This is a genomic window from Calditrichota bacterium (assembly GCA_013151735.1).
Taxonomy (GTDB): Bacteria; Zhuqueibacterota; JdFR-76; order JdFR-76; family BMS3Abin05; genus BMS3Abin05.
The window spans coordinates 1-20,242 of record JAADHR010000019.1; the positions used below are offsets into that span (position 1 = coordinate 1).

Here is a 20,242-nt window from a genome sequence, read left to right on the forward strand (position 1 = left end):
CCCAAATACCGTCCCTGTCCTTTGTTGAAGAAAATGGTGGCTGCTGGACATTTGGGCCGAAAAACCGGGAAAGGGTTTTACGATTATCAGTCCTAGTCCCTTTGTGTTTTTGCGGAAAATATTTTGTTGATGAAAGGAGTAAACCATGAATTTTCTATTAGATGATGATCATAAAATGGTTCGGGAAACGGCGCGGTCGTTTGCTGAAGATGTGCTGGCCCCGGGTGCCGGTGAACGGGATGAAAAGGAAATCTATCCGGAAGAAGGCGTGAAACAAATGGCCGAGCTGGGATTTCTGGGCGTCACTGTGCCCGAAAAGTACGGCGGTGCCGGAATGGATTATCTGGCTTACGCGCTCATCATGGAAGAAATTGCCCGGGTGGATGCCTCGGCTGCCGTTGTTATTGATGTGAACAACTCTCTGGTTTGCGACACCTTTTTGATGTTTGGCAACGAAGAGCAAAAACAAAAATATCTGGTACCACTGGCTAAGGGCGAACAATTAAGTGCCTTTGCCCTTACCGAGCCGGGTGCCGGTTCGGACCCGGCATCCCTGATTACCAGCTATCGCGAGGACGGTGATTCGTACATCCTGAACGGTTCGAAAGTCTTTATTACCAACGCGGCCCATGCCGACGTGCTGATTGTTTTTGCCACAAAGGATCGCTCGATGGGGTACCGCGGGATTAGTGCATTTATTGTGGAGAAGGATTTCCCCGGATTTCATGTGGTCAAAAAGGAAAAAAAGCTGGGCATTCGCGCCTCGGATACCTGTGAGCTGTCTTTCGAAGATTGCCGGGTGCCCAAAGAAAACATGATCGGTCCCGAAGGAAAGGGCCTGCGAATTGCCCTTTCTGCTCTGGACAATGGGCGCATCGGGATTGCCGGTCAGGCACTGGGAATTGCTCAGGGTGCCTTTGACGCGGCGCTGGCCTACTCAAAAGAGCGCAAACAATTCGGTAAATTAATATCGGAATTCCAGGGCATTCAATTTAAACTGGCGGAAATGGCCACGGAATTGGAAGCCGCCCGTTTACTCACCTATCAGGCGGCCTGGTTGAAAGATCAGGGCAAGGAATATGTACGAGAGGCGGCCATGGCAAAACTGAAAACGTCGGCCGTTGCGGTTAAATTGTCCGACGATGCCGTTCAAATCCACGGGGGCTATGGGTACATAAAGGATTTTCCTGTGGAGCGGTTTTTCAGAGACGCCAAGATTACGGAAATATACGAAGGGACCTCTGAAATCCAAAAAATTGTTATTGCTCGTCAGCTTTTAAAATAAAGATTGTTTTTTGCCCAATAAGTTCATAAATTTAATCTTCAAAAAATAGCACGGTTTAGAGGAGGAATTATGGCTGAAGTGCCGGAAAATGGGAAAATATGGTTTGACGGAAAAATAATTGATTGGCAAAATGCAACCATTCATGTCCTTTCACATGTGGTTCACTATGGCTCGAGCGTATTTGAAGGATTGCGCTGTTACAATACCCGAAAAGGGCCGGCAATTTTTCGTCTGAAGGAGCATATAAAACGCCTTTTTAATTCAGCGAAGATTTACCGGATGCCGATTCCTTATTCACCGCAAGAGCTGGAACAGGCGTGTATTGATATTGTCAATGCCAATCATCTGAAGGAAGCCTATCTGCGCCCCATTGCCCTGCGGGGCTATAAAACCCTGGGCGTGGATCCCAAAGATTCTCCCATTCATGTGGCCATTGCGGCCCTGGTTTGGGGAAAGTACCTGGGTGACGAGGCCATTAACATTGGTGTGGATGTGAAGGTTTCATCCTGGAATCGGCTTCCGCCCAATACAATGCCTGCTCTGGCAAAGGCCGGGAGCAACTATATGAATTCACAACTTATAAAAATGGAAGCGGTTCTGGATGGGTATACGGAAGGGATTGCCCTGAACACGGAGGGCTATGTAAGTGAAGGCAGCGGCGAAAATCTTTTTCTGGTCCGCGATGGAAAATTGTACACGCCTCCACTGGCGGCTTCTATTCTTCCGGGAATTACACGCGATTCCGTTTTTAAGATTGCCAATGACTTGGGCTACGAGGTAATCGAAGAAATGATTCCGCGCTCACTGCTTTATCTGGCAGACGAACTGTTTTTTACGGGGAGCGCCGCCGAAGTCAGCCCGATTAAATCGGTGGATCATATTCCCATCGGTGAAGGGAAGCGGGGTCCCATTACGGAGGCCATTCAAAAGCATTTTTTTGGAATACTATCTGGTGAAATTGAGGATAAATACGGTTGGCTGACCTTCATTTAACGCGCGAATTGACCTGAGGGCACGGGGAAAAATGGCAAAAAGCGGAAGACGAATCGCCCGGGAATATGCGTTGCAGTCGCTCTACGCATACGAGATGACGCAGGAGAACCTGGATAAAATCATTGACGATATTATTAATTTAAGGCTCAAGGATGAGAAGACGCGTGCCTTTTCCGAACTGCTGGTCCGCAGGGTTGTCGGCCATCAGAAAGAATTGGATCAGATGATTCGCAATAAGGCGATCAATTGGGATTTTACCCGAATTGCCATTATTGACAAACTGATCCTCCGGATGGGAATATCCGAATTTCTTTTTTTTGAGGATATTCCTCCGAAAGTAACGATCAATGAGGCCATTGAAATCGCAAAAAAATTTAGCACAGAAAAAAGCGGCAGTTTCATTAACGGGATTTTGGATTCGATTCTCAATGATTTAAAAAAATCCGGCAAACTGCACAAAAGCGGCCGGGGTTTGCTGGACGTGAAACTTGAACTCTAAAGATGGGGCCGGTGAAACCCTTGTGCGTTCTTTGTGCGTTAAATTCATTGGAAATGTCTAAAATATCGTATTAATTTTAAAGACGAATGAACAATAGAAGTCGAAAAAAGGTGTAAATAGAATTTAAATCCGTTTAATCATTACGAAAAGGTGATGTTGAAAAGATGTTAGGAAATATTGTAACCAAGATTGTGGGCAGCAAAAATGATCGGGAAATTAAAAAGCTGCGCCCGATGGTTGAAAAAATAAATGAAGCCTATGAGCAGCTTCATAACCTGTCCGAGGATGAGCTGAAAGCGCAAACGGATAAATTCAAGCGCATTATCCAGGAGCGCACAAAAGACGTGACGGACAAAATCGAATCCCTCAAAAAGGAATTGGAAGAAAGTTACAAAAATCCTGAAAACACCATTGAGGATCGGGATGCCATCCGGGATGAAATCGCAGAACTGGAAGACCGTGAAAAAGAGATTATCGATGAGGTGTTGGACGAACTTCTTCCTGAGGCCTTTGCAACGGTTAAAGAGGTGTGCCGCAGATTTTCGGAAGAGAAACGCTCCTGGAATGTGGTCGATCACAAAATGATCTGGGACATGGTTCCCTTTGATGTCCAATTGATGGGCGCGATTGTGCTTCATCAGGGAAAAATCGCCGAAATGGCTACCGGTGAAGGAAAAACTCTGGTGGCTACGATGCCCCTTTACCTGAATGCGCTGACCGGAAAAGGGGCGCATCTGGTTACGGTGAATGACTACCTGGCCCGTCGCGATGCGGAGTGGATGGGTGAAATCTTTAAATATCTTGGTCTTTCGGTTGCCTACATCACAAACGACATGGATACCGAACAGCGAAAGCGGGCTTACGCAGCAGATATTACTTACGGAACCAACAATGAGTTTGGTTTCGATTATCTTCGGGACAATATGGCCATTTCTGTAGATGACATGGTTCAACGGGGGCACTATTATGCCATCGTTGATGAGGTTGACAGCGTGCTCATCGATGAGGCACGGACGCCGTTGATTATTTCCGGCCCGGTAGGGTACTCCAATCAAAAATACAAAGAAATGAAGCCGATGGTCGAGCGGCTGGTCCGAAGCCAGACAATCCTTGTGAATCAATTTATTTCAGAGGCCGAGAAGCTTCTGAAAGAAGGAAAAGAATATGAGGCGGGGATCCGTCTTTTACAGGCCAGCCGGGGGGCACCCAAAAACAAGCGGCTGATCAAATTGCTGCACGAACCGGGTCTCCAAAAGCTGGTGAGACGGGTAGAAAATGATTTTATCCGGGATAAGCGCCTTCACGAAGTGGATGATGATCTGTATTATTCCATCGATGAAAAGAGCAACACCATCGATTTGACGGACAAGGGGCGCGAAAAGCTTGCCCCTAACAATCAGGAAATGTTTATTATTCCGGATATTGATGAGGAAACGGAAAAAATTGAGGAGGACGAAAGTCTCTCGAAATCGGAAAAAGAGCGGCGAAAAGAAAAACTGATCACAGAATATGCGGAAAAAAACGAGAAACTTCACAACATCCAGCAATTGCTAAAGGCCTACTCGCTTTTTGAAAAGGATGTGGAATATGTCGTTTCCGACGGAAAAGTGATGATTGTGGATGAGTTTACCGGTCGTCTCATGCCCGGCAGGCGCTACAGCGACGGGCTTCATCAGGCTCTGGAAGCAAAAGAGAATGTGAAGGTAGAAGGCGAAACACAAACGCTGGCCACCATTACCCTTCAAAATTATTTTAGAATGTACTACAAACTGGCCGGCATGACCGGTACCGCGGCGACCGAAGCCAACGAGTTCTGGGAAATTTATAAATTGGATGTGATAGTTATTCCCACCAACCGTCCCGTGCGCCGAATTGATTATCAGGATCAGATTTATCGCACACGGCGGGAAAAGTACAACGCAGTGATCGAAGAAGTGGTCCGGCATCATAAAGCCGGACGGCCGGTGCTGGTCGGTACGGTTTCGGTGGATGTGTCTGAAACACTCAGCCGGATGCTGAAACGCCGGGGGATCAAACATTCTGTTTTAAACGCGAAATATCACCAGCAGGAAGCGGAAATTATCTCGCGAGCCGGTGAGCCCGGTGCGGTAACCATTGCGACCAATATGGCCGGACGCGGAACGGATATCAAGCTTGGAAAAGGTGTTGTACGCTGTTCGGAATGCTTCCTTGTAAATCGTGAAAATCAGGCACCAGACGATATTGACATCAATGCGTGCAAAGCGGACATGCCGTGCGGATTACACATTATCGGAACAGAACGGCATGAATCCCGCCGAATTGATTTACAGCTTCGCGGGCGGGCAGGGCGTCAGGGAGACCCCGGGTCCTCAAAATTCTACCTTTCTCTGGAAGACGATTTGATGCGCCTGTTTGGATCGGAGCGCATTGCCGGTGTCATGGACAGGCTGGGGCTGAAAGAGGGTGAAGTCATTACCCATTCTATGATTACAAAATCCATTGAACGGGCGCAAAAGCGTGTAGAGGCTCAAAATTTTGGTATCCGAAAGCACCTGCTGGAATACGACGATGTTATGAATCAACAGCGGGAAGTTATTTACGATCGGAGAAACCATGCCTTGCGGGAAGAAAATCTTAAGGATGAAATCATCGATATGATTGATGGCTTTGTGCGCAATGTTGTGGAAGAGTATTCGGATTCCAGTGCGTATTCGGAAGAGTGGGACTGGGAAGGCATGCGCGCAGAATTTATGCGGGTTATGATGATTAAACTTCCCTTTAAAGAATCAGAAATTCCCGAATTGAGCCAGGAGGAAGTCATCGAGCGTATCCGTGAGAAGGCCATGCAGGCCTATGAATACCGGGAGCGCAAATTTGGTTCGGAAATGATGCGCGAAATCGAGCGAATTGCAACCCTTCGGGTGATTGATGAACAATGGAAAGAACATCTGTATGAAATGGACCTGCTGAAAGAGGGAATTGGGCTGCGTGCATACGGCCAGAAGGATCCGTTGATCGAGTACAAAAAGGAAGGTTTCCGGATGTTTACGGAAATGCTCGATCGCATTAACGAAGGCGTCTTGCAGTTTGTGTTCCGTGCACAGCCTCAGATTATTCCCCAGATTGAGCCTCGGCCGCGGCCTCAGCAGATCTCGGCCATTCATGAATCCTCTACGGGAATGGGTTACAGGGGAATTCCGGAAGCTGTGGCCGAAGAGGAAGTGGCAGCCCGCCGGCAGGGCGGACGCGATCCGTCGCAGCCCAAACAGAAACCCATTCGGGTGGTTCCGAAAGTGGGCCGAAATGATCCCTGCCCCTGCGGCAGCGGCTTAAAGTACAAATATTGTCACGGGCGAAAAAAGTAAATCAAATATGAAATTGTTGTAAAATATCTTGACATTTCCATATTTATTATTAAATTTTAGGTGATTCTTGCGAGCTGTTTTTGGCCTCTTTAGAAGAGGGCAGGAATCTTTTTCCCTTGGGACGAAGAAAATATGAGGCAGAAATGAACGAGCGTGTGGTTGAAATACTGGTCTATCTGATGAGTCAAATTCGTGAAAAAAATGGCGGGATTGAAGGGATAGACGGGATGTCGAAGGAATTATTAAATCAGGGCTACACCGAAAATGAAATCAATGCCGCTTTTTCCTGGCTGTTTGAAAAAATTCAGATGGATCAGGAAGAAATATTTGGGGAAACCTTCAATGAACTTCGCAATGGTTTCCGCGTGTTGCACGAGGCGGAAAAATTGGTCATTCGTCCCGAGGCTCAGGGCTATTTGATTCAACTAAAGGAATTGGGCATCATTTCTCAATCGGATATGGAACAGATTATCGAGCGAGCCATGATGTTGGGGGTAAGTGCTGTTTCCGCGGAAGACATTAAATCAATTGTGGTGGCGCTGCTGTTCGGTTCGGATGAATTGGACGACCAATTACTGGGCCGCACCATTTTGGGCCGGAACAACATTGTCCAGTAGCGATTACGTGTTTTTTGGGGGGAGTTTCTTCTTCAGATGCAGGGTGTCCGTTTGGGCGGATCAGATGGCCGCGCGTTTAATAATAAACTTGAACTTAATGATTGTCTAAATATATGCCAAAATCTCTCGTTATTGTCGAATCGGTTGCAAAAACAAAGACTATTAACCGCATTCTTGGAAAAGACTACGTCGTTAAGGCCTCGGTGGGGCATGTCAAGGACCTTCCGAAAAATCGCCTGGGTGTAGACGTTGAGAATGGGTTTGAGCCGGAATATATTACGATTAAGGGCAAGGGGAAAATCTTACAAGAGCTCCGTAAACTTGCAAAAAGCTCAAATCAGGTTTTTATTGCCACAGACCCCGACCGCGAAGGCGAAGCCATTGCTTACCATTTGGCCAATGAGTTAAAAGCCAAAAACGGCAATGTGCACCGCGTTCTTTTTAATGAGATCACAAAGTCTGCCGTGAGTCGGGCCATTGAACATCCTACCACGATTAATTTGGAAAAAGTCAATGCACAGAAGGCACGGCGGGTTTTAGACCGGCTTGTCGGGTACAAGGTCAGCCCCTTTTTATGGAAAACGATCTACAGGGGGTTAAGCGCCGGACGTGTCCAGACCGTGGCGTTGCGGCTTATTTGCGAGCGCGAAAGTGCGATTGAAGCATTTGTCCCGGAAGAATATTGGTCCATTAAGGCTCAGGTACAGGGCGAAAAGACAGATCCGTTTTTTTCGGAGCTTGTGAAGGTTGGAGGGAAAAAGCCCAAGATTTCCGATGAAGCCACGGCTTCCAGGCATGTCAGTGCCATCGAAAAACAGTCCTTTGTGGTTTCGAACGTTACGAAGAAGACGGTCAAGCGAACTCCCTCGCCTCCGTTTACAACCAGTACGCTTCAGCAAGAAGCCGCACGGCGATTTGGTTTTTCATCTTCCAAAATTATGACTATTGCCCAGCAACTTTATGAGGGAATTGATGTGGGCAAAGAAGGCAGCGTAGGCTTGATTACCTACATGCGTACCGACTCCACCCGAATTGCGGAAGAAGCCCTTGAGGCCGCCCGGGTATACATTGCCGACAATTATGGCCCGGATTATGTCCCGGATAAACCGCGCCGCTTTAAGACGAAAAAATCGGCCCAGGATGCACACGAGGCCATTCGGCCGACATCCATGTCCCGGGAGCCGCGCAAAATTGGCCGGTACTTAACGCCCGATCAGCGAAAACTTTACGAATTGATCTGGAATCGGTTTGTGGCATCCCAAATGGCCCCGGCCGTGTTGGATCAAACCAGCATTGAAATTGAAGCCGGCGATTATGTATTCCGAACAACGGGTTCGGTCATTCGGTTTCGGGGGTTTTTGCAGGCCTATGAGGAATCAAAGGAACCCGCCGAAAACGAGGAAAAAAAGGATGGCTATGTTCCCGGCAATCTCAAAAAAGGCGATCCGCTTAGACTGCTGGGCGTGACACCGGAACAGCATTTTACCAAACCACCGGCACGATTTTCGGAGAGTACCCTGATCAAGGAACTGGACAATCTTGGCATCGGGCGTCCCAGCACCTACGCGGTGATTATTTCGACGCTGATTCACCGGAAGTATGTGGAAAAGAAAGAGCGCCGCCTTTTTCCAACGGAATTGGGCCGGACGGTGAGTCACATTCTGGTCCAGAATTTCCCCAATATTTTCGATGTCAATTTTACGGCAACCCTGGAAACCAAGCTCGATCTCATCGAAACGGGAAAACGGGATTCGGTGGAAGTTTTGGCCGAGTTTTACGGATCGTTTGAAGAGGCCTTAAACAAAATTGATCTTAAGAAAGACCAAATTAAGGCGTCCTTGCAAGAGGAAACCGGTGAAACCTGCCCGGAGTGCGGGCGTCCGCTGGTGGTGAAGTGGGGGCGAAACGGGAAATTTTTGGCGTGCAGCGGCTATCCGGAGTGCAAATACACGCGCCCGTTAAAGGAAGAGGAACAACAGGTCACAGACGAAAAATGTCCGAAATGCGGTGCGCCGCTGGTCGTAAAAGTGGGCCGCTATGGTCGTTTTCTGGCCTGTTCTAATTATCCAAAATGCAAATTTACAAAGCCTCTTACGCTGGGCATTCCGTGTCCCAAGGAAGGATGTGATGGCCAAATTGTGGAGCGCCGTACCAAACGGGGACGTATTTTTTACGGATGCAGTGCCTACCCCAAATGTGATTTTGCGAGCTGGTACAAACCCGTTGCCATGTCGTGTCCCAATTGCGGAAATTCCTATCTGGAAGAGCATCATACAAAATCCAAAGGGGATTTTCTGAAATGCCCGAATTGCAAGGCAGAATTCCCCTTCAGCCTTGAAGAAGAAAAAAATCACAACTAACACACGTGCAACAACACATCCAACAGTTCCTGCGTTCGTTAGAGACGGAAAGAAATCTGTCTCCCTTTACAATCGATGCCTATCGAATGGATCTGGAGCAATTTGTTGATTTTCTGGAGAGATCCTATCCTGATTGGCTGCCGGAACAAAAATGTGAGAAACTTTCCAAACAGCATATCCGATCATTTCTGGCCTATCTTTCGGAACAGGGAAGGAGCCGAAAAACAATCGGACGAAAATTGGCGGCCATCCGTTCCTTTTTTAAGTTTCTCATGCGGACCGGAGCCATTCAGACGAATCCTGCAAAAGCGATTCATACACCCAAAGCGGAGAAAAAATTACCCGTCTTTTTAAGCATTCAGGAAGCCTTTGATTTATTGGAACTTCCGGACAAATCGACTCCGGAGGGAATACGGGATCGGGCCATCCTCGAAATTTTTTACGGAACAGGGATTCGACTTCGTGAGTTAACTAAAATAGAAATAAATGATGTTGATTTCCACGAAAATCTGATTCGAGTGGTTGGAAAAGGAAATAAAGAACGGTTGGTGCCCATGGGAAAAATGACGGTTGAAGCTCTTCGAAATTATCTGAAAATTCGCAATCATTTTTTTCCAAAAAATGGGGATCAGACAACGGCTTTATTTCTGAGTAATCGGGGAAAGCGAATTTCACCCAGAACCGTGCAAGCACGAGTTCATCACTATCTGCAGCAAATTTCAGATATCAGTTCATTAAGTCCACACGTACTGCGTCACACATTTGCTACACACTTGCTGGAAGCCGGTGCCGATTTAGAGGCGGTAAAGGAGTTACTTGGGCATGCCAGTCTTTCAACAACCCAAATCTACACGCATGTTACCATGGAAAAACTAAAGAAGATTTATGATCAGGCACACCCCCGCGCCTGAGATTTCCTTGATCATCCGTTCTGGCTTGTGTGACGATACGATTAAAAGGTGGACAAAGTCAATGAACCCAAAAGTAAAAAGGAGTTGACCTATGAGAATTTCAGTCACTGCCCGGCATTTTAAAGCGTCTGAACAATTGCGATCCTATGCTGAAAACGAAGCGAAGCGTTTGAAGAAGTTCTTTGACGGCATTGTTGATTGTGAAGTTGTTTTGACGAAGGAACGGGCTAATCGGGTCGCCAACATTTCGATTGGTGTCAATAATCACAAATTTGTGGCAACCGAATCATCCGAAAATTTTTATAAATCCATAGATTTAGCAGTCGACAATCTGGAACGCCAGCTGAAGCGGTTCAAGGAGAAAATTCGAACCAAAGCCTACCGGAGTAAAGAGCCTGAAGTGGTGGCTACGGAAATTGAAGGGGGGATAGAAGAAGAGATATAGGGGTAATTCGCAAAGGAGGGTTAAGCAAGAGCTTATCCCTCCTTGGTTTATGTCCGGGAAAACCATCCTTTAAAGGATGGTTTCTTATTTTGGGGGAAACATGAAAATTGTGCTTGATTTTTTTGCGGAATATATTATTTTTATGTGAATGCCTTCTTAAAGTACCGGGGACTTGCAGATTATAATGGATTTAAAACAACGGTAAATCGTAATAAAAGAGCAAAAAGTGACCAATCAAAAAAAATACATCACGGTTGAACAATTTTACAAGGAAAACGAAAAAGAGCTCAAATTAGAGGTTATTGTTAATGAAAGCGGGTTTAACCGGCGGATCACCGATACGGAGATTCACCGCCCCGGTTTGGCTCTGGCTGGTTTTGTAGAGGTATTTTCCTACAATCGAATACAGGTCCTGGGAAATACGGAAGTGACCTATCTTAAATCACTTCCGACAGAAGTGCGGCGCCACGATCTTCAACGCCTGCTTGAGTTTGACATTCCACTTATTGTTGTTACGAACCGCAATCCTGTGGATGCTGAGCTCATTAAGCAGTGCAAGCAAAAGACGATTCCGCTCCTGCGCTCGGAACTGGTTTCCACGGAATTTGTAAGATATGTTAATGAATATTTGTCGGATGTTTTTGCCCCCAAGGTGATTGTGCACGGCACGCTGATTGACGTTTACGGCATAGGGGTTCTTCTCACGGGGCGAAGCGGAATTGGCAAGAGCGAAGTGGCTCTCGATCTGGTGGAGCGCGGCCACCGGCTGGTTTCCGATGATGTTGTGGAAATTGTCCGCAAGGCCCGGGAAATCTTAATCGGACAGACGAACAGCCTGTTGCGTCATCATATTGAGCTGCGCGGTCTGGGTATTGTGGATGTACAAAGCATGTTCGGCATTCGGGCTATCCGTATTCAGAAACGAATTGAGATCGAAGTCCGGCTGGAAGATTGGGATAAGCAGGAGGATTACGAACGCCTGGGCCTGGAAGACAAATTTGTGGACATCCTTGGGGTGAATATTCCTCTTGTGCGATTGCCAATTTATCCCGGGAAAAATATTACCGTGATTGTTGAAACGATTGCACTCAATCAATTGCTAAAAATACACGGGATCAATCCGGCTAAAAAATTTAATGAGCTGCTGATGAAAAAAATTCAAGAAAAAAAAGAGCTGCATCAATATTTGAAAAATGATTACGAATAAGATGATGAGACAGGTTTTAAGATGATCTACGGTATCGTACTGACCCATGGAAATCTCGGGGAAGCCTTTGTCAAAACAGCGGAACGGATTATCGGTCCGGTAAAAGACCTGTCCAATCTTTCCAGTACGGGAATGTCTCCAAAAGATCTGAAGATGAATCTTGAAAAAATGGTGCATACTGACGATGAAAAGAATAGCGCCTGTCTTATTTTTGTCGGCTTAAAGGGGGGACACCCGTGGCATGTGGCGTGTCGGATTGCCCGTGAACGTCCGAACGTATCCGTTATTTCGGGTGTGAATTTGCCCATGCTATTGTCTTTTTTGGTTAAGCGGGAGAATCTTGCTTTGGGTGAACTTCTTCAACAGCTGGAAACGGATGCTCACAGAGGAATTGATATTTTTACGGGAGGCCGCTGATTATGCCATTTTCTCTGGTAAGAATAGATGACCGGCTTATTCATGGTCAGGTTGTTGTGGGCTGGGTTCATGCGATGCGGCCTGATCGAATTATTCTGTGCAACGACGAGGTTGCAACCAGCGACTGGGAGAAAGAGCTCTATTTGAACTCTTACACAGACACCGATGTTGAAATTGATATTTGGACAATGGACGAAACCCTGGCGTATCTTCGAAGTCCCGAATTCTTGAAAGAGAAAGTGATTTTATTGGTAGAATCGCCCAAGGATGCCTGGAATCTGGTCGAACGGGGGGCCCCCATTACGGAGATCAATGTGGGAGGGATGCATTACAAAGAAAATGCCAGGGAAATTACATCTTATGTTTTTGTTTCCCAGGACGACATAAACTATTTTAAACGGTTGCACGAAAAAGGAATCAAGATTGAGGCACGTGATGTGCCAAATGCAAAGTCACAGGATTTAATTGAACGGTTAGATAAAGTAGGTAAAAAATGAACATTAAAAGTCCTGAAGTAAAGGTCGGAGCCTTCGTGGTTCTGGGATTGTTTATCTTATTCTTCGGAATTATCTGGGCCAAAGGCTATAGCTTTTCGGCCAACAAGTACAAAATTGATATTCTTTTCAACAACGCATCGGGACTGGGCGAAGGTGATCCCGTTACAGTGAATGGTGTACGCAAAGGGAAAGTGGATCGCATTATTCTGATGAAAAACCAGGTGTTGGTTGAGGTGCTTCTGAACAAGGACGTCCAACTCTTTCAGGACGCCCGGGCCTCCATTGAAATGTTGGAATTAATGGGGGGAAAACGGGTCGAAATCAATCCGGGTTCGAAGCGTCCGCCGTTGGATTTAAAACATCTCAAATCGCCTCTCATCGGGAATTATACACCCTCTATCCCCGAGCTTATCGGAATGGCCGGACAAATGACACAGGAGACGCGGGAGATACTGAGTCTTTTGAAAACCTCCATTCAATCCACAATTGGTGACTCGGCGGCCCAGTATTCTTTTCGAAAAAGTGTGGAAAATATTGAAAAGGTTTCCAATGAACTCGCCCAACTTGTTCATAAAAATAAAAATCAGCTTCAAACATCCCTGGATTATCTGAATGCCAGTACAAAACAGCTCAATGACCTGGTTGTGGCACACAAAACGGATATCGATACCACGCTTACGCAATTCAAACAATTTTCAATAGAACTCAATCATTTCTCCAATTCCCTTCGCTCCATTACGCTTCAAATACAGAATAAAAAAGGCACCCTGGCGAAACTCATTTATGATGAAGATATGTACAACAAGTTTCAGCGGTCTGCCAGTAATCTGGATTCTTTGTCCACCAGCCTTCGGGAAAATCTTGGAAAATATTTGAAAGGCGCGAACTTTCAGCTGTTCAAGATATTCTGATTTTTTGCCATTCAGGGCCGGTATTTTTCCGTTGATGAATTTACTCCAAGATCACCAAATTCCACTTTTTCTCCAGTGAAAAAAGGCCTGCTTTTTTATTCCTAAATGGACACGGTGTAACGTCCCATTTAACAAGTATTGGGTAGAATCGGTCTGTTTCTGACCCTCCCTCCGGCCCCCTTCCTGAGATCAGGGAGCGGGAGTCAGGGGGTGGGTTCAAAAGGCCGGGTTCTATTTCCAAAAAGAGTGTCTTTTCCACGAAAAAGCCAATAGAGCCAAATAGATCAAAAAAATATTGCCTTCAATTGCAGAAATGATTATATTGAATCAGTTCAAATCAAGAAATTAAATATTTAAAATAAGCCCAATAACAGCTTAATAATAAAGGAATAATTGTTAATCTCCGAATAATTGGAACGGTCTAAAAAATGAAAGTCACCATTACCGATATTGCCAAACTGGCGGGTGTGTCCAAATCAACAGTCTCTGCTGTTTTGAATGACAATCCCCTGATCAAGGATGAAACGAAAATCCGCGTTCGGGAGGCCATGAAAAAATTGGATTACCGCCCAAATGAACTGGCACGGGCTTTGGCCCGAAAGCAAACGAAAACCATTGGTCTTATTATTAAAGAAATCGACAACCCCTACTTTGCGCGAATCACCAGCGGTGTGTACGATTCGGCCAACAAAGAGGGCTACAGCGTGCTGTTGGGAAGCTCGGAGCTAAAACCCCTGCAGGAACAGGAAACCCTGAATGTTTTGCTCTCGAAAAAGGTGGACGGTCTGATTATTTCAAGCCTTCGGGATAATGGAGATTTTACCCATTTGCTGGACCTCAGACGCCGCAATGTGCCGTTTGTGTTGCTGGATAATTTTGAAATGTTCCAGGCCAACATTGTGGATGTCAACAATGTTGAATCGGGGATGAAGGCCGTTCAGTATCTGATTCAAAAAGGGCATCGGAAGATTGCTTATCTGGCGGGACCGGATTATTCTGTTCACTCGTATCAGCGACTGGAGGGTTACAAACTGGCCCATTTAAGCCATAATATTCCGCTGGATGATGCCCTGATTTTTCAGGCGGGTTCGTATCTGGAAAACGGAATGGAAGTGGGTGAACACATTGCCCGCATGTCCCCCCAAACGCGTCCGACGGCTTTGTACTGTTTTAACGATCTGGTAGCTATCGGCAGCATTTATGCCTTGCGACAGGCGGGTTTGCGCATTCCGGATGACATGGCTGTTGTGGGGAATGACGACACCCCTCTGGCACAGGCGACATTTCCCCCTCTGACCACAGTGCATATCCCGATCTACGAAATTGGCCGGCAGGCCACGGAACTCTTGTTTGCGCAGGTCAGACAAAAGGAAAATCCGCTAAATAAGAAAATTATTCTGGAGGCGCACCTGGTGGAGCGGAAATCGGCCTAATAATTAGGGATTGGTTTCAGGGGAAGATTATTTTCACACATACGAATAAAAGGAGAAGGTAAGATGGATATTCGTCTCGATGGAAAGAAGGCTCTGGTCACCGGGGCCAGTACAGGGATTGGCCGGGCAATTGCCCTGAAATTTGCTGAATCCGGTGCAGATGTGGTGCTTCATTATCATCGTTCCAGAGAAAAGGCGGAAGAATCTGTGAGTGCCATTCGGAAACTGGGAAGAAAATCACTTGCCCTTCAAGCAGATTTTAGCAAGACAGAAGACATTACGCATGTGATTGAGCAAACGGCCGCGTTTTTCGACGGAGAGGTAGACATTCTGGTGAATAATGCCGGAACCCTCCTTCAAAGAACGCCTTTTGCAGAGGCCTCCGAAGACTATTGGGACCGCCTGATGGCGATCAATCTGAAGTCGGTTTTTATGTGCAGCCAGAAAATACTGCCGTACATGAAGGAAGGCAGCCGGATTATCAATATTTCTTCGGTGGCGGCCCGTACGGGCGGCGGCCCCGGATCGGTTTTGTACGCCGCTGCCAAGGGAGGGGTGAGCACACTCACGATGGGGATGGCCAAGGAATTTATTCAGCGGGGAATCTGGGTGAATGCCATCGCCCCGGGTGTGATTGACACACCTTTCCACGAAAGATTTACGCCCCCGGACGTGCGGCAAAAATTTTTGCAGAGTATTCCCCTCGGCCGCGAGGGTACGGCAGATGAAATTGCTTCGGTGGCGGTTTTTTTGGCCTCCCGATATTCGGATTATCTGGTAGGCGCCATCCTGGATGTGAACGGCGGAATGTGGGTCGGGTAAAATGAGGTCGATCCGAATAACCTGTGCGGCTCTTTTTTCAACGCGAAGGGAGCGGAGCGGAGGTGAATTCGAAAGATGAAAATTGAACAGTTGTTCTGATTGTAAGCATTAAAGTGAACTCAATCGCCAAAAGAATCCATTTTAAATCCTGTGAATCCTGTCAAAAATAGGGATAATAATTTAAAGGAGATGCCATGTCATCACAAAAGGATCAGTTCATGCCCCGTTTTCTCGGAAAAGTTCATCATCCGGCGCTTGGTATTCGGATTCCCGAAATGGTTTTGCCGGGAATCTTTGCCTCGCTGAAGAAGCACCAAACAGCCGCCACGCTCATGTTGTCTTTTGGGCGTGAAACGGCGCCTCAGGCGGTGATCGATGCCCCCCCGGGCCAGTATGAAATGACATTGGGTCACACAGGGACATCCATTCGAAACTATCAGAACGAAGCGATGAAAGGCGCCCGGAAATACGGCATTCCCATCGAAATTGAGGCCGATCATCTGATTGTGATTGGCTCCTCGGCCAGCGCTGTTAAGCGAATTGCCGGTGTTCACGTTTCGGAGCACCTGAGCACGGAACAGCTGGAAAAATCCCTTGCCTACAATTTTTCGGCCGTGGATGAAGCCATCGAACACGGACATGTGGATGTCTTTACAACGGACACCTCCGATTTATTCTGGTTGGACGCCGACACGTTGAGCGACGAAGAGCTGACCCGCGCGTTTTCCGAAAAATTTTCCCCGGAGAAACAATCGTATTATTTACAAACATTTGCGAATAAAAACCCCTCGTTCCGTACGTCCGCGGGGAAGGAATTCTCCATTCAATTAACGGAAGCGGACGTCAAACGCCTGGCGCTTAAATTTCACGACAGCATTGAGGTGAATCAGAGAATCTACGAATACATCCAATCCCATATTCAAAATCCCTTTGGGTTTGAAATTTCGATGGATGAAACGGCCGACAAAACCGGTGTGAAGGAGCTTTATTTTTATCTCAAAGAATGGACAAACCGGGGGCTGCCGGTGGATTTTGTAGCCCCGAATATCGGGTTCAAAAAGCGTGCGGATTATGACGGGGACCTGTCCGAGCTGGAAAATCTGACGGCCGAACACGCAGCCGTGGCCCGTTCGTTTGACGGTGCCCTGCTATCCATTCATTCCGGCAGTGGAACTACCCCGTATTCAGGCAAAGGTGCCGGAACGTATGAAGCGCTTCTGCAGGCAACGGGCAATCAATTAAAATACAAAATTTCGGGGGTGTATTACGAGTTGTTCATGGAATTGCTGGCCGCCTTTCCAAAGGACACGGCCGAACGCAATCTTTTTGAACAGATTTTTTCCGCCGTGCAAAAATATCTGGAAAATGAAATTGAAATCAACGGCCTCCTGGCCACGGATCTGCTTAAAAAACAATTGGAAGATTATCATCTGGCCGTTCAGAAAAATTCGGAAAGCGCATTGGACCCCCGGGCGGATTTTTTCCGATTCCATTCCTATCTGGCGATGAATTTCAGGAATTCCAGAGGTGTCCGCATTTTTCGCAATAAGCTGACGACCCTTTACCAGTTTTCAAAGGTTTACCGCGAAAGAGTGGATACGGAAGTGGAAAGGCTAACGGACCGGCTTATTGAGGGGCTGAAATTTGAAAATAATCTGGGAGAATAGAAAAAATAGCCCACAAAAATTTACACAAAATTGTTTTCGGGAGATGAATATGAGCTTTGTAGAAGACATGTTTGGTTTGAAGGGGAAGGTTGCGGTCGTCATCGGCGGCGGCGGCGTGCTGGCAGGAGCGATGGCAGACGGACTGGCACAGGCAGGAGCGGATGTGGCGATTCTGGATATCAATTTGGACAAGGCCCAGGCCCGCGCAAACGAGCTCGAATCGCACGGGGTTCGGTCGCTGGCACTCCGGGTGGACGCCACGTCGAAGGAGGAAATCCAATCCGCGAATGAGGCCATTCTCAAGCAGCTGGGACGGGTGGACATCGTCATAAACGCCCCGGGCATCAATTCCGGGACACCCTTTTTGGAAATCACGGAAGAGGAATGGACGCGGATTCTAAACGTCAATCTTAAAAGCATTTTTTTCTCCTGTCAGGTTTTCATTAAAACAATGATGGATCAGGGAGAGGGCGGAAGTATCATCAATATTTCCTCGGCATCGTCGGGGCCGCCGCTGTCGAAAGTGTTCACGTATTCCGTGACAAAAGCGGGCATCAACAATCTGACCCAAAATTTGGCCCGGGAGTATGCCCAACACCGCGTGCGCGTGAACGCCATTGCACCCGGATTTTTCCCGGCGGAACAAAACCGGAAGCTGTTAACAAAAGAGCGCATTGCCGATATTTTTCGGCACACCCCCATGGGACGGTTTGGCGAGGCGGAGGAACTGGTGGGCGCCGTAGTCTGGCTGGCTTCCGAAAAGGCGTCCAGCTTTGTTACGGGCGCAATTATTCGGGTAGACGGGGGGTTTACGGCCATGACCATTTAGTTTTTTATGTTTTTGTATTTGAGTGGCTTTAAGTGCGCAGGACTAAAGTAAAGGATTGATTAAAAATGAAAAAATATGCAATTGGAATGGTGGGTCTGGGAGTGATGGGAAGAAATCTGGCGCTGAACATGGAATCGAAGGGATTCCCGGTGGCGGGATTTGATGTGGATCCCGGAAAGCGAAACGAGGTGCGTGAGATTTTTTCCGCTACCGACAACACCGTTGTGGAATCGCTGCCGGCGTTAATCGATTCTCTGGAATCGCCGCATGTCGTAATGATGATGGTTCCGGCCGGAAAACCGGTGGATGATGTAATTGCGATTATTAAGCCGCATTTAAAAAAGGGAGATATTCTAATTGACGGCGGCAACTCCTTTTTTAAAGACACCGAGCGGCGGAACAAGGCCTTGGAGGCCGAGGGATTCCAGTTCATCGGAACGGGCGTCAGCGGCGGAGAATCCGGGGCGCTGCACGGTCCCAGCCTGATGCCCGGAGGGCAGGAAAGTGCCTACCGGCGGGTGGAGTCCATTTTTACGGCCATTGCGGCTAAGACGGAGGACGGCCCGTGCTGCACGTACATCGGTCCGAGAGGGGCCGGCCATTTCGTAAAAATGGTTCACAACGGCATTGAATACGGGGATATGCAGCTGATTTCCGAAGCCTATTTTTTGCTGAAATCCATTCTCGATTTGGGAGCCGATTCCCTGGGAGAAATTTTTGAAGAATGGAATCAAGGGGTTCTCAATTCCTATCTCATCGACATTACGGCCAAAATTTTCCGAAAAATTGATCCGGAAACCGGCAAGCCGATGGTGGATGTGATTCTGGACAAAGCCGGGCAAAAGGGGACAGGGAAATGGACCTCCCAAAATGCACTGGACGTGGGGGTAGCCATTCCCACCATCAATTCCGCTGTGGAAGCCAGAATTCTCTCGGCTTTCAAGGATGAGCGTGTCGCTGCGTCCAAAATCCTTCACGGACCCAATATCCGCTTCGAAGATCGGGGAGATGTGTTGATTGCCGCGGCTCACGATGCCCTTTACGCTTCAAAAATTACCTCCTACGCCCAGGGCCTGTCGCTGCTTCGCTGGGCATCCAGAGAGTACGACTACGGGCTGAATCTCGCCGAAATTGCCCGAATCTGGAAGGGAGGCTGCATTATTCGGGCACGATTACTGGATGACATCAAACAGGCGTTTCTGCAGAATCCGGATTTACCGAATCTGATGATTCATCCGAAATTTGCGGAAAGTCTGCAAACTCTTCAGGAAAACTGGCGGTACACGGTTGCCACGGCCGTTCATTTTGGCGTGCCCATGCTGGCCACCGGTGCCTCGCTGGCTTATTTCGACAGCTACCGGAGTGCGCGCCTGCCGGCCAACCTGCTCCAGGCCCAGCGGGACTTTTTCGGTGCTCACACATACCAGCGAGTGGACAAACCGGGAACCTTTCACACGCACTGGGAGGAGTGACGATTCATCTGGAAAGGATTGCAGACTTCAAATGAAACTTGTGGCAGACGAAAATATCCCCTTCGTGCGAGAGGTCTTCTCCGAATTTGGAATGATTGTGACGGCCCCGGGGCGTGAAATCTCACCGGTTCTGGTGCGGGATGCGGATATGTTGCTTGTTCGATCGGTTACAAAAGTGGATCGGGAGTTGCTGCGGGGCAGCCGTGTCCGATTCGTGGCCAGTGCCACCATTGGAACCGATCATGTGGATGAGGCCTATCTTCGGGAACAGGGAATCGGTTTTGCCAATGCCCCGGGGAGCAACGCCAATTCGGTCGCCGAATATGTTTTTGCGGCGCTGTTTGATGTGGCCGTTCAGCGGGGCTGGAGACTCTCCGGGAAAACACTGGGTGTTGTGGGTGTGGGGCATATCGGCAGTAAAGTAGCTGCGCGGGCAAAATCCCTCGGGATGACCGTTCTTGAAAATGATCCGCCGCTGGCACGCCAATCCGGCGATCTGCGGTTTCTTCCGTTAAACGAGGTGTTGAACA

At 47.7% G+C, this 20,242-nt stretch carries 19 protein-coding genes; all 19 read left to right on the top strand.

Annotation, left to right across the window (positions count from 1 at the left end; all coding sequences use genetic code 11):
* A partial coding sequence (locus GXO76_01170) for a 3-hydroxybutyryl-CoA dehydrogenase (GenBank protein NOY76456.1) occupies positions 1–96 on the top strand: 96 nt, incomplete at its 5' end.
* 49 nt (positions 97–145) lie between these two features.
* On the top strand, positions 146–1,285 hold the full coding sequence (locus tag GXO76_01175) for an acyl-CoA dehydrogenase (protein ID NOY76457.1): 1,140 nt from the start codon (positions 146–148) through the stop codon (positions 1,283–1,285).
* A gap of 69 nt (positions 1,286–1,354) precedes the next feature.
* Positions 1,355–2,278 (top strand): branched-chain amino acid transaminase, encoded by a 924-nt coding sequence (locus tag GXO76_01180; GenBank protein NOY76458.1) that lies wholly within the window; start codon positions 1,355–1,357, stop codon positions 2,276–2,278.
* Positions 2,279–2,309: 31 nt separating this feature from the next.
* A complete protein-coding gene (gene nusB, locus GXO76_01185; protein NOY76459.1) occupies positions 2,310–2,777 on the top strand; it encodes a transcription antitermination factor NusB in 468 nt (155 codons plus the stop codon).
* Between the two features lie 164 nt (positions 2,778–2,941).
* Complete coding sequence (gene secA / locus GXO76_01190; protein NOY76460.1) at positions 2,942–6,124, top strand: preprotein translocase subunit SecA; 3,183 nt, start codon at positions 2,942–2,944, stop codon at positions 6,122–6,124.
* A gap of 143 nt (positions 6,125–6,267) precedes the next feature.
* Positions 6,268–6,741 carry a DUF494 domain-containing protein gene (locus GXO76_01195; GenBank protein ID NOY76461.1) on the top strand — a complete coding sequence of 158 codons (474 nt, stop codon included), beginning with the start codon at positions 6,268–6,270 and terminating at the stop codon, positions 6,739–6,741.
* Between the two features lie 113 nt (positions 6,742–6,854).
* Positions 6,855–9,101: a type I DNA topoisomerase gene (topA, locus tag GXO76_01200; protein NOY76462.1), complete on the top strand. Its 2,247-nt coding sequence runs from the start codon at positions 6,855–6,857 to the stop codon at positions 9,099–9,101.
* A gap of 5 nt (positions 9,102–9,106) precedes the next feature.
* On the top strand, positions 9,107–10,012 hold the full coding sequence (gene xerC / locus GXO76_01205; GenBank protein ID NOY76463.1) for a tyrosine recombinase XerC: 906 nt from the start codon (positions 9,107–9,109) through the stop codon (positions 10,010–10,012).
* A 91-nt stretch (positions 10,013–10,103) separates the two neighbouring features.
* Complete coding sequence (gene raiA, locus GXO76_01210) at positions 10,104–10,457, top strand: ribosome-associated translation inhibitor RaiA (protein ID NOY76464.1); 354 nt, start codon at positions 10,104–10,106, stop codon at positions 10,455–10,457.
* Positions 10,458–10,683: 226 nt separating this feature from the next.
* The gene (locus GXO76_01215) at positions 10,684–11,664 is read left to right on the top strand and encodes an HPr kinase/phosphorylase (protein NOY76465.1); all 981 of its coding nucleotides are present in this window, start codon (positions 10,684–10,686) and stop codon (positions 11,662–11,664) included.
* Between the two features lie 21 nt (positions 11,665–11,685).
* Entirely contained in the window at positions 11,686–12,081 is a 396-nt protein-coding gene (locus GXO76_01220) for a hypothetical protein (protein NOY76466.1), read from the top strand.
* A gap of 2 nt (positions 12,082–12,083) precedes the next feature.
* On the top strand, positions 12,084–12,578 hold the full coding sequence (locus tag GXO76_01225; GenBank protein NOY76467.1) for a PTS sugar transporter subunit IIB: 495 nt from the start codon (positions 12,084–12,086) through the stop codon (positions 12,576–12,578).
* Positions 12,575–13,489, top strand: a complete 915-nt coding sequence (locus GXO76_01230) for an MCE family protein (protein ID NOY76468.1) — start codon at positions 12,575–12,577, stop codon at positions 13,487–13,489. The genes GXO76_01225 and GXO76_01230 overlap by 4 nt, the downstream gene beginning before the upstream one ends.
* Before the next feature lie 428 nt (positions 13,490–13,917).
* On the top strand, positions 13,918–14,922 hold the full coding sequence (locus tag GXO76_01235; protein NOY76469.1) for a LacI family transcriptional regulator: 1,005 nt from the start codon (positions 13,918–13,920) through the stop codon (positions 14,920–14,922).
* A gap of 63 nt (positions 14,923–14,985) precedes the next feature.
* Positions 14,986–15,744, top strand: coding sequence for a 3-oxoacyl-ACP reductase FabG (locus GXO76_01240; GenBank protein NOY76470.1), 759 nt, complete (start codon positions 14,986–14,988; stop codon positions 15,742–15,744).
* Positions 15,745–15,938: 194 nt separating this feature from the next.
* The gene (locus GXO76_01245; protein ID NOY76471.1) at positions 15,939–17,411 is read left to right on the top strand and encodes a hypothetical protein; all 1,473 of its coding nucleotides are present in this window, start codon (positions 15,939–15,941) and stop codon (positions 17,409–17,411) included.
* A gap of 67 nt (positions 17,412–17,478) precedes the next feature.
* Entirely contained in the window at positions 17,479–18,240 is a 762-nt protein-coding gene (locus GXO76_01250) for an SDR family oxidoreductase (GenBank protein NOY76472.1), read from the top strand.
* A 65-nt stretch (positions 18,241–18,305) separates the two neighbouring features.
* Positions 18,306–19,712 carry an NADP-dependent phosphogluconate dehydrogenase gene (gene gndA, locus GXO76_01255; protein NOY76473.1) on the top strand — a complete coding sequence of 469 codons (1,407 nt, stop codon included), beginning with the start codon at positions 18,306–18,308 and terminating at the stop codon, positions 19,710–19,712.
* Positions 19,713–19,743: 31 nt separating this feature from the next.
* The coding region (locus tag GXO76_01260) for a 4-phosphoerythronate dehydrogenase (protein NOY76474.1) at positions 19,744–20,242 on the top strand (499 nt) is incomplete at its 3' end.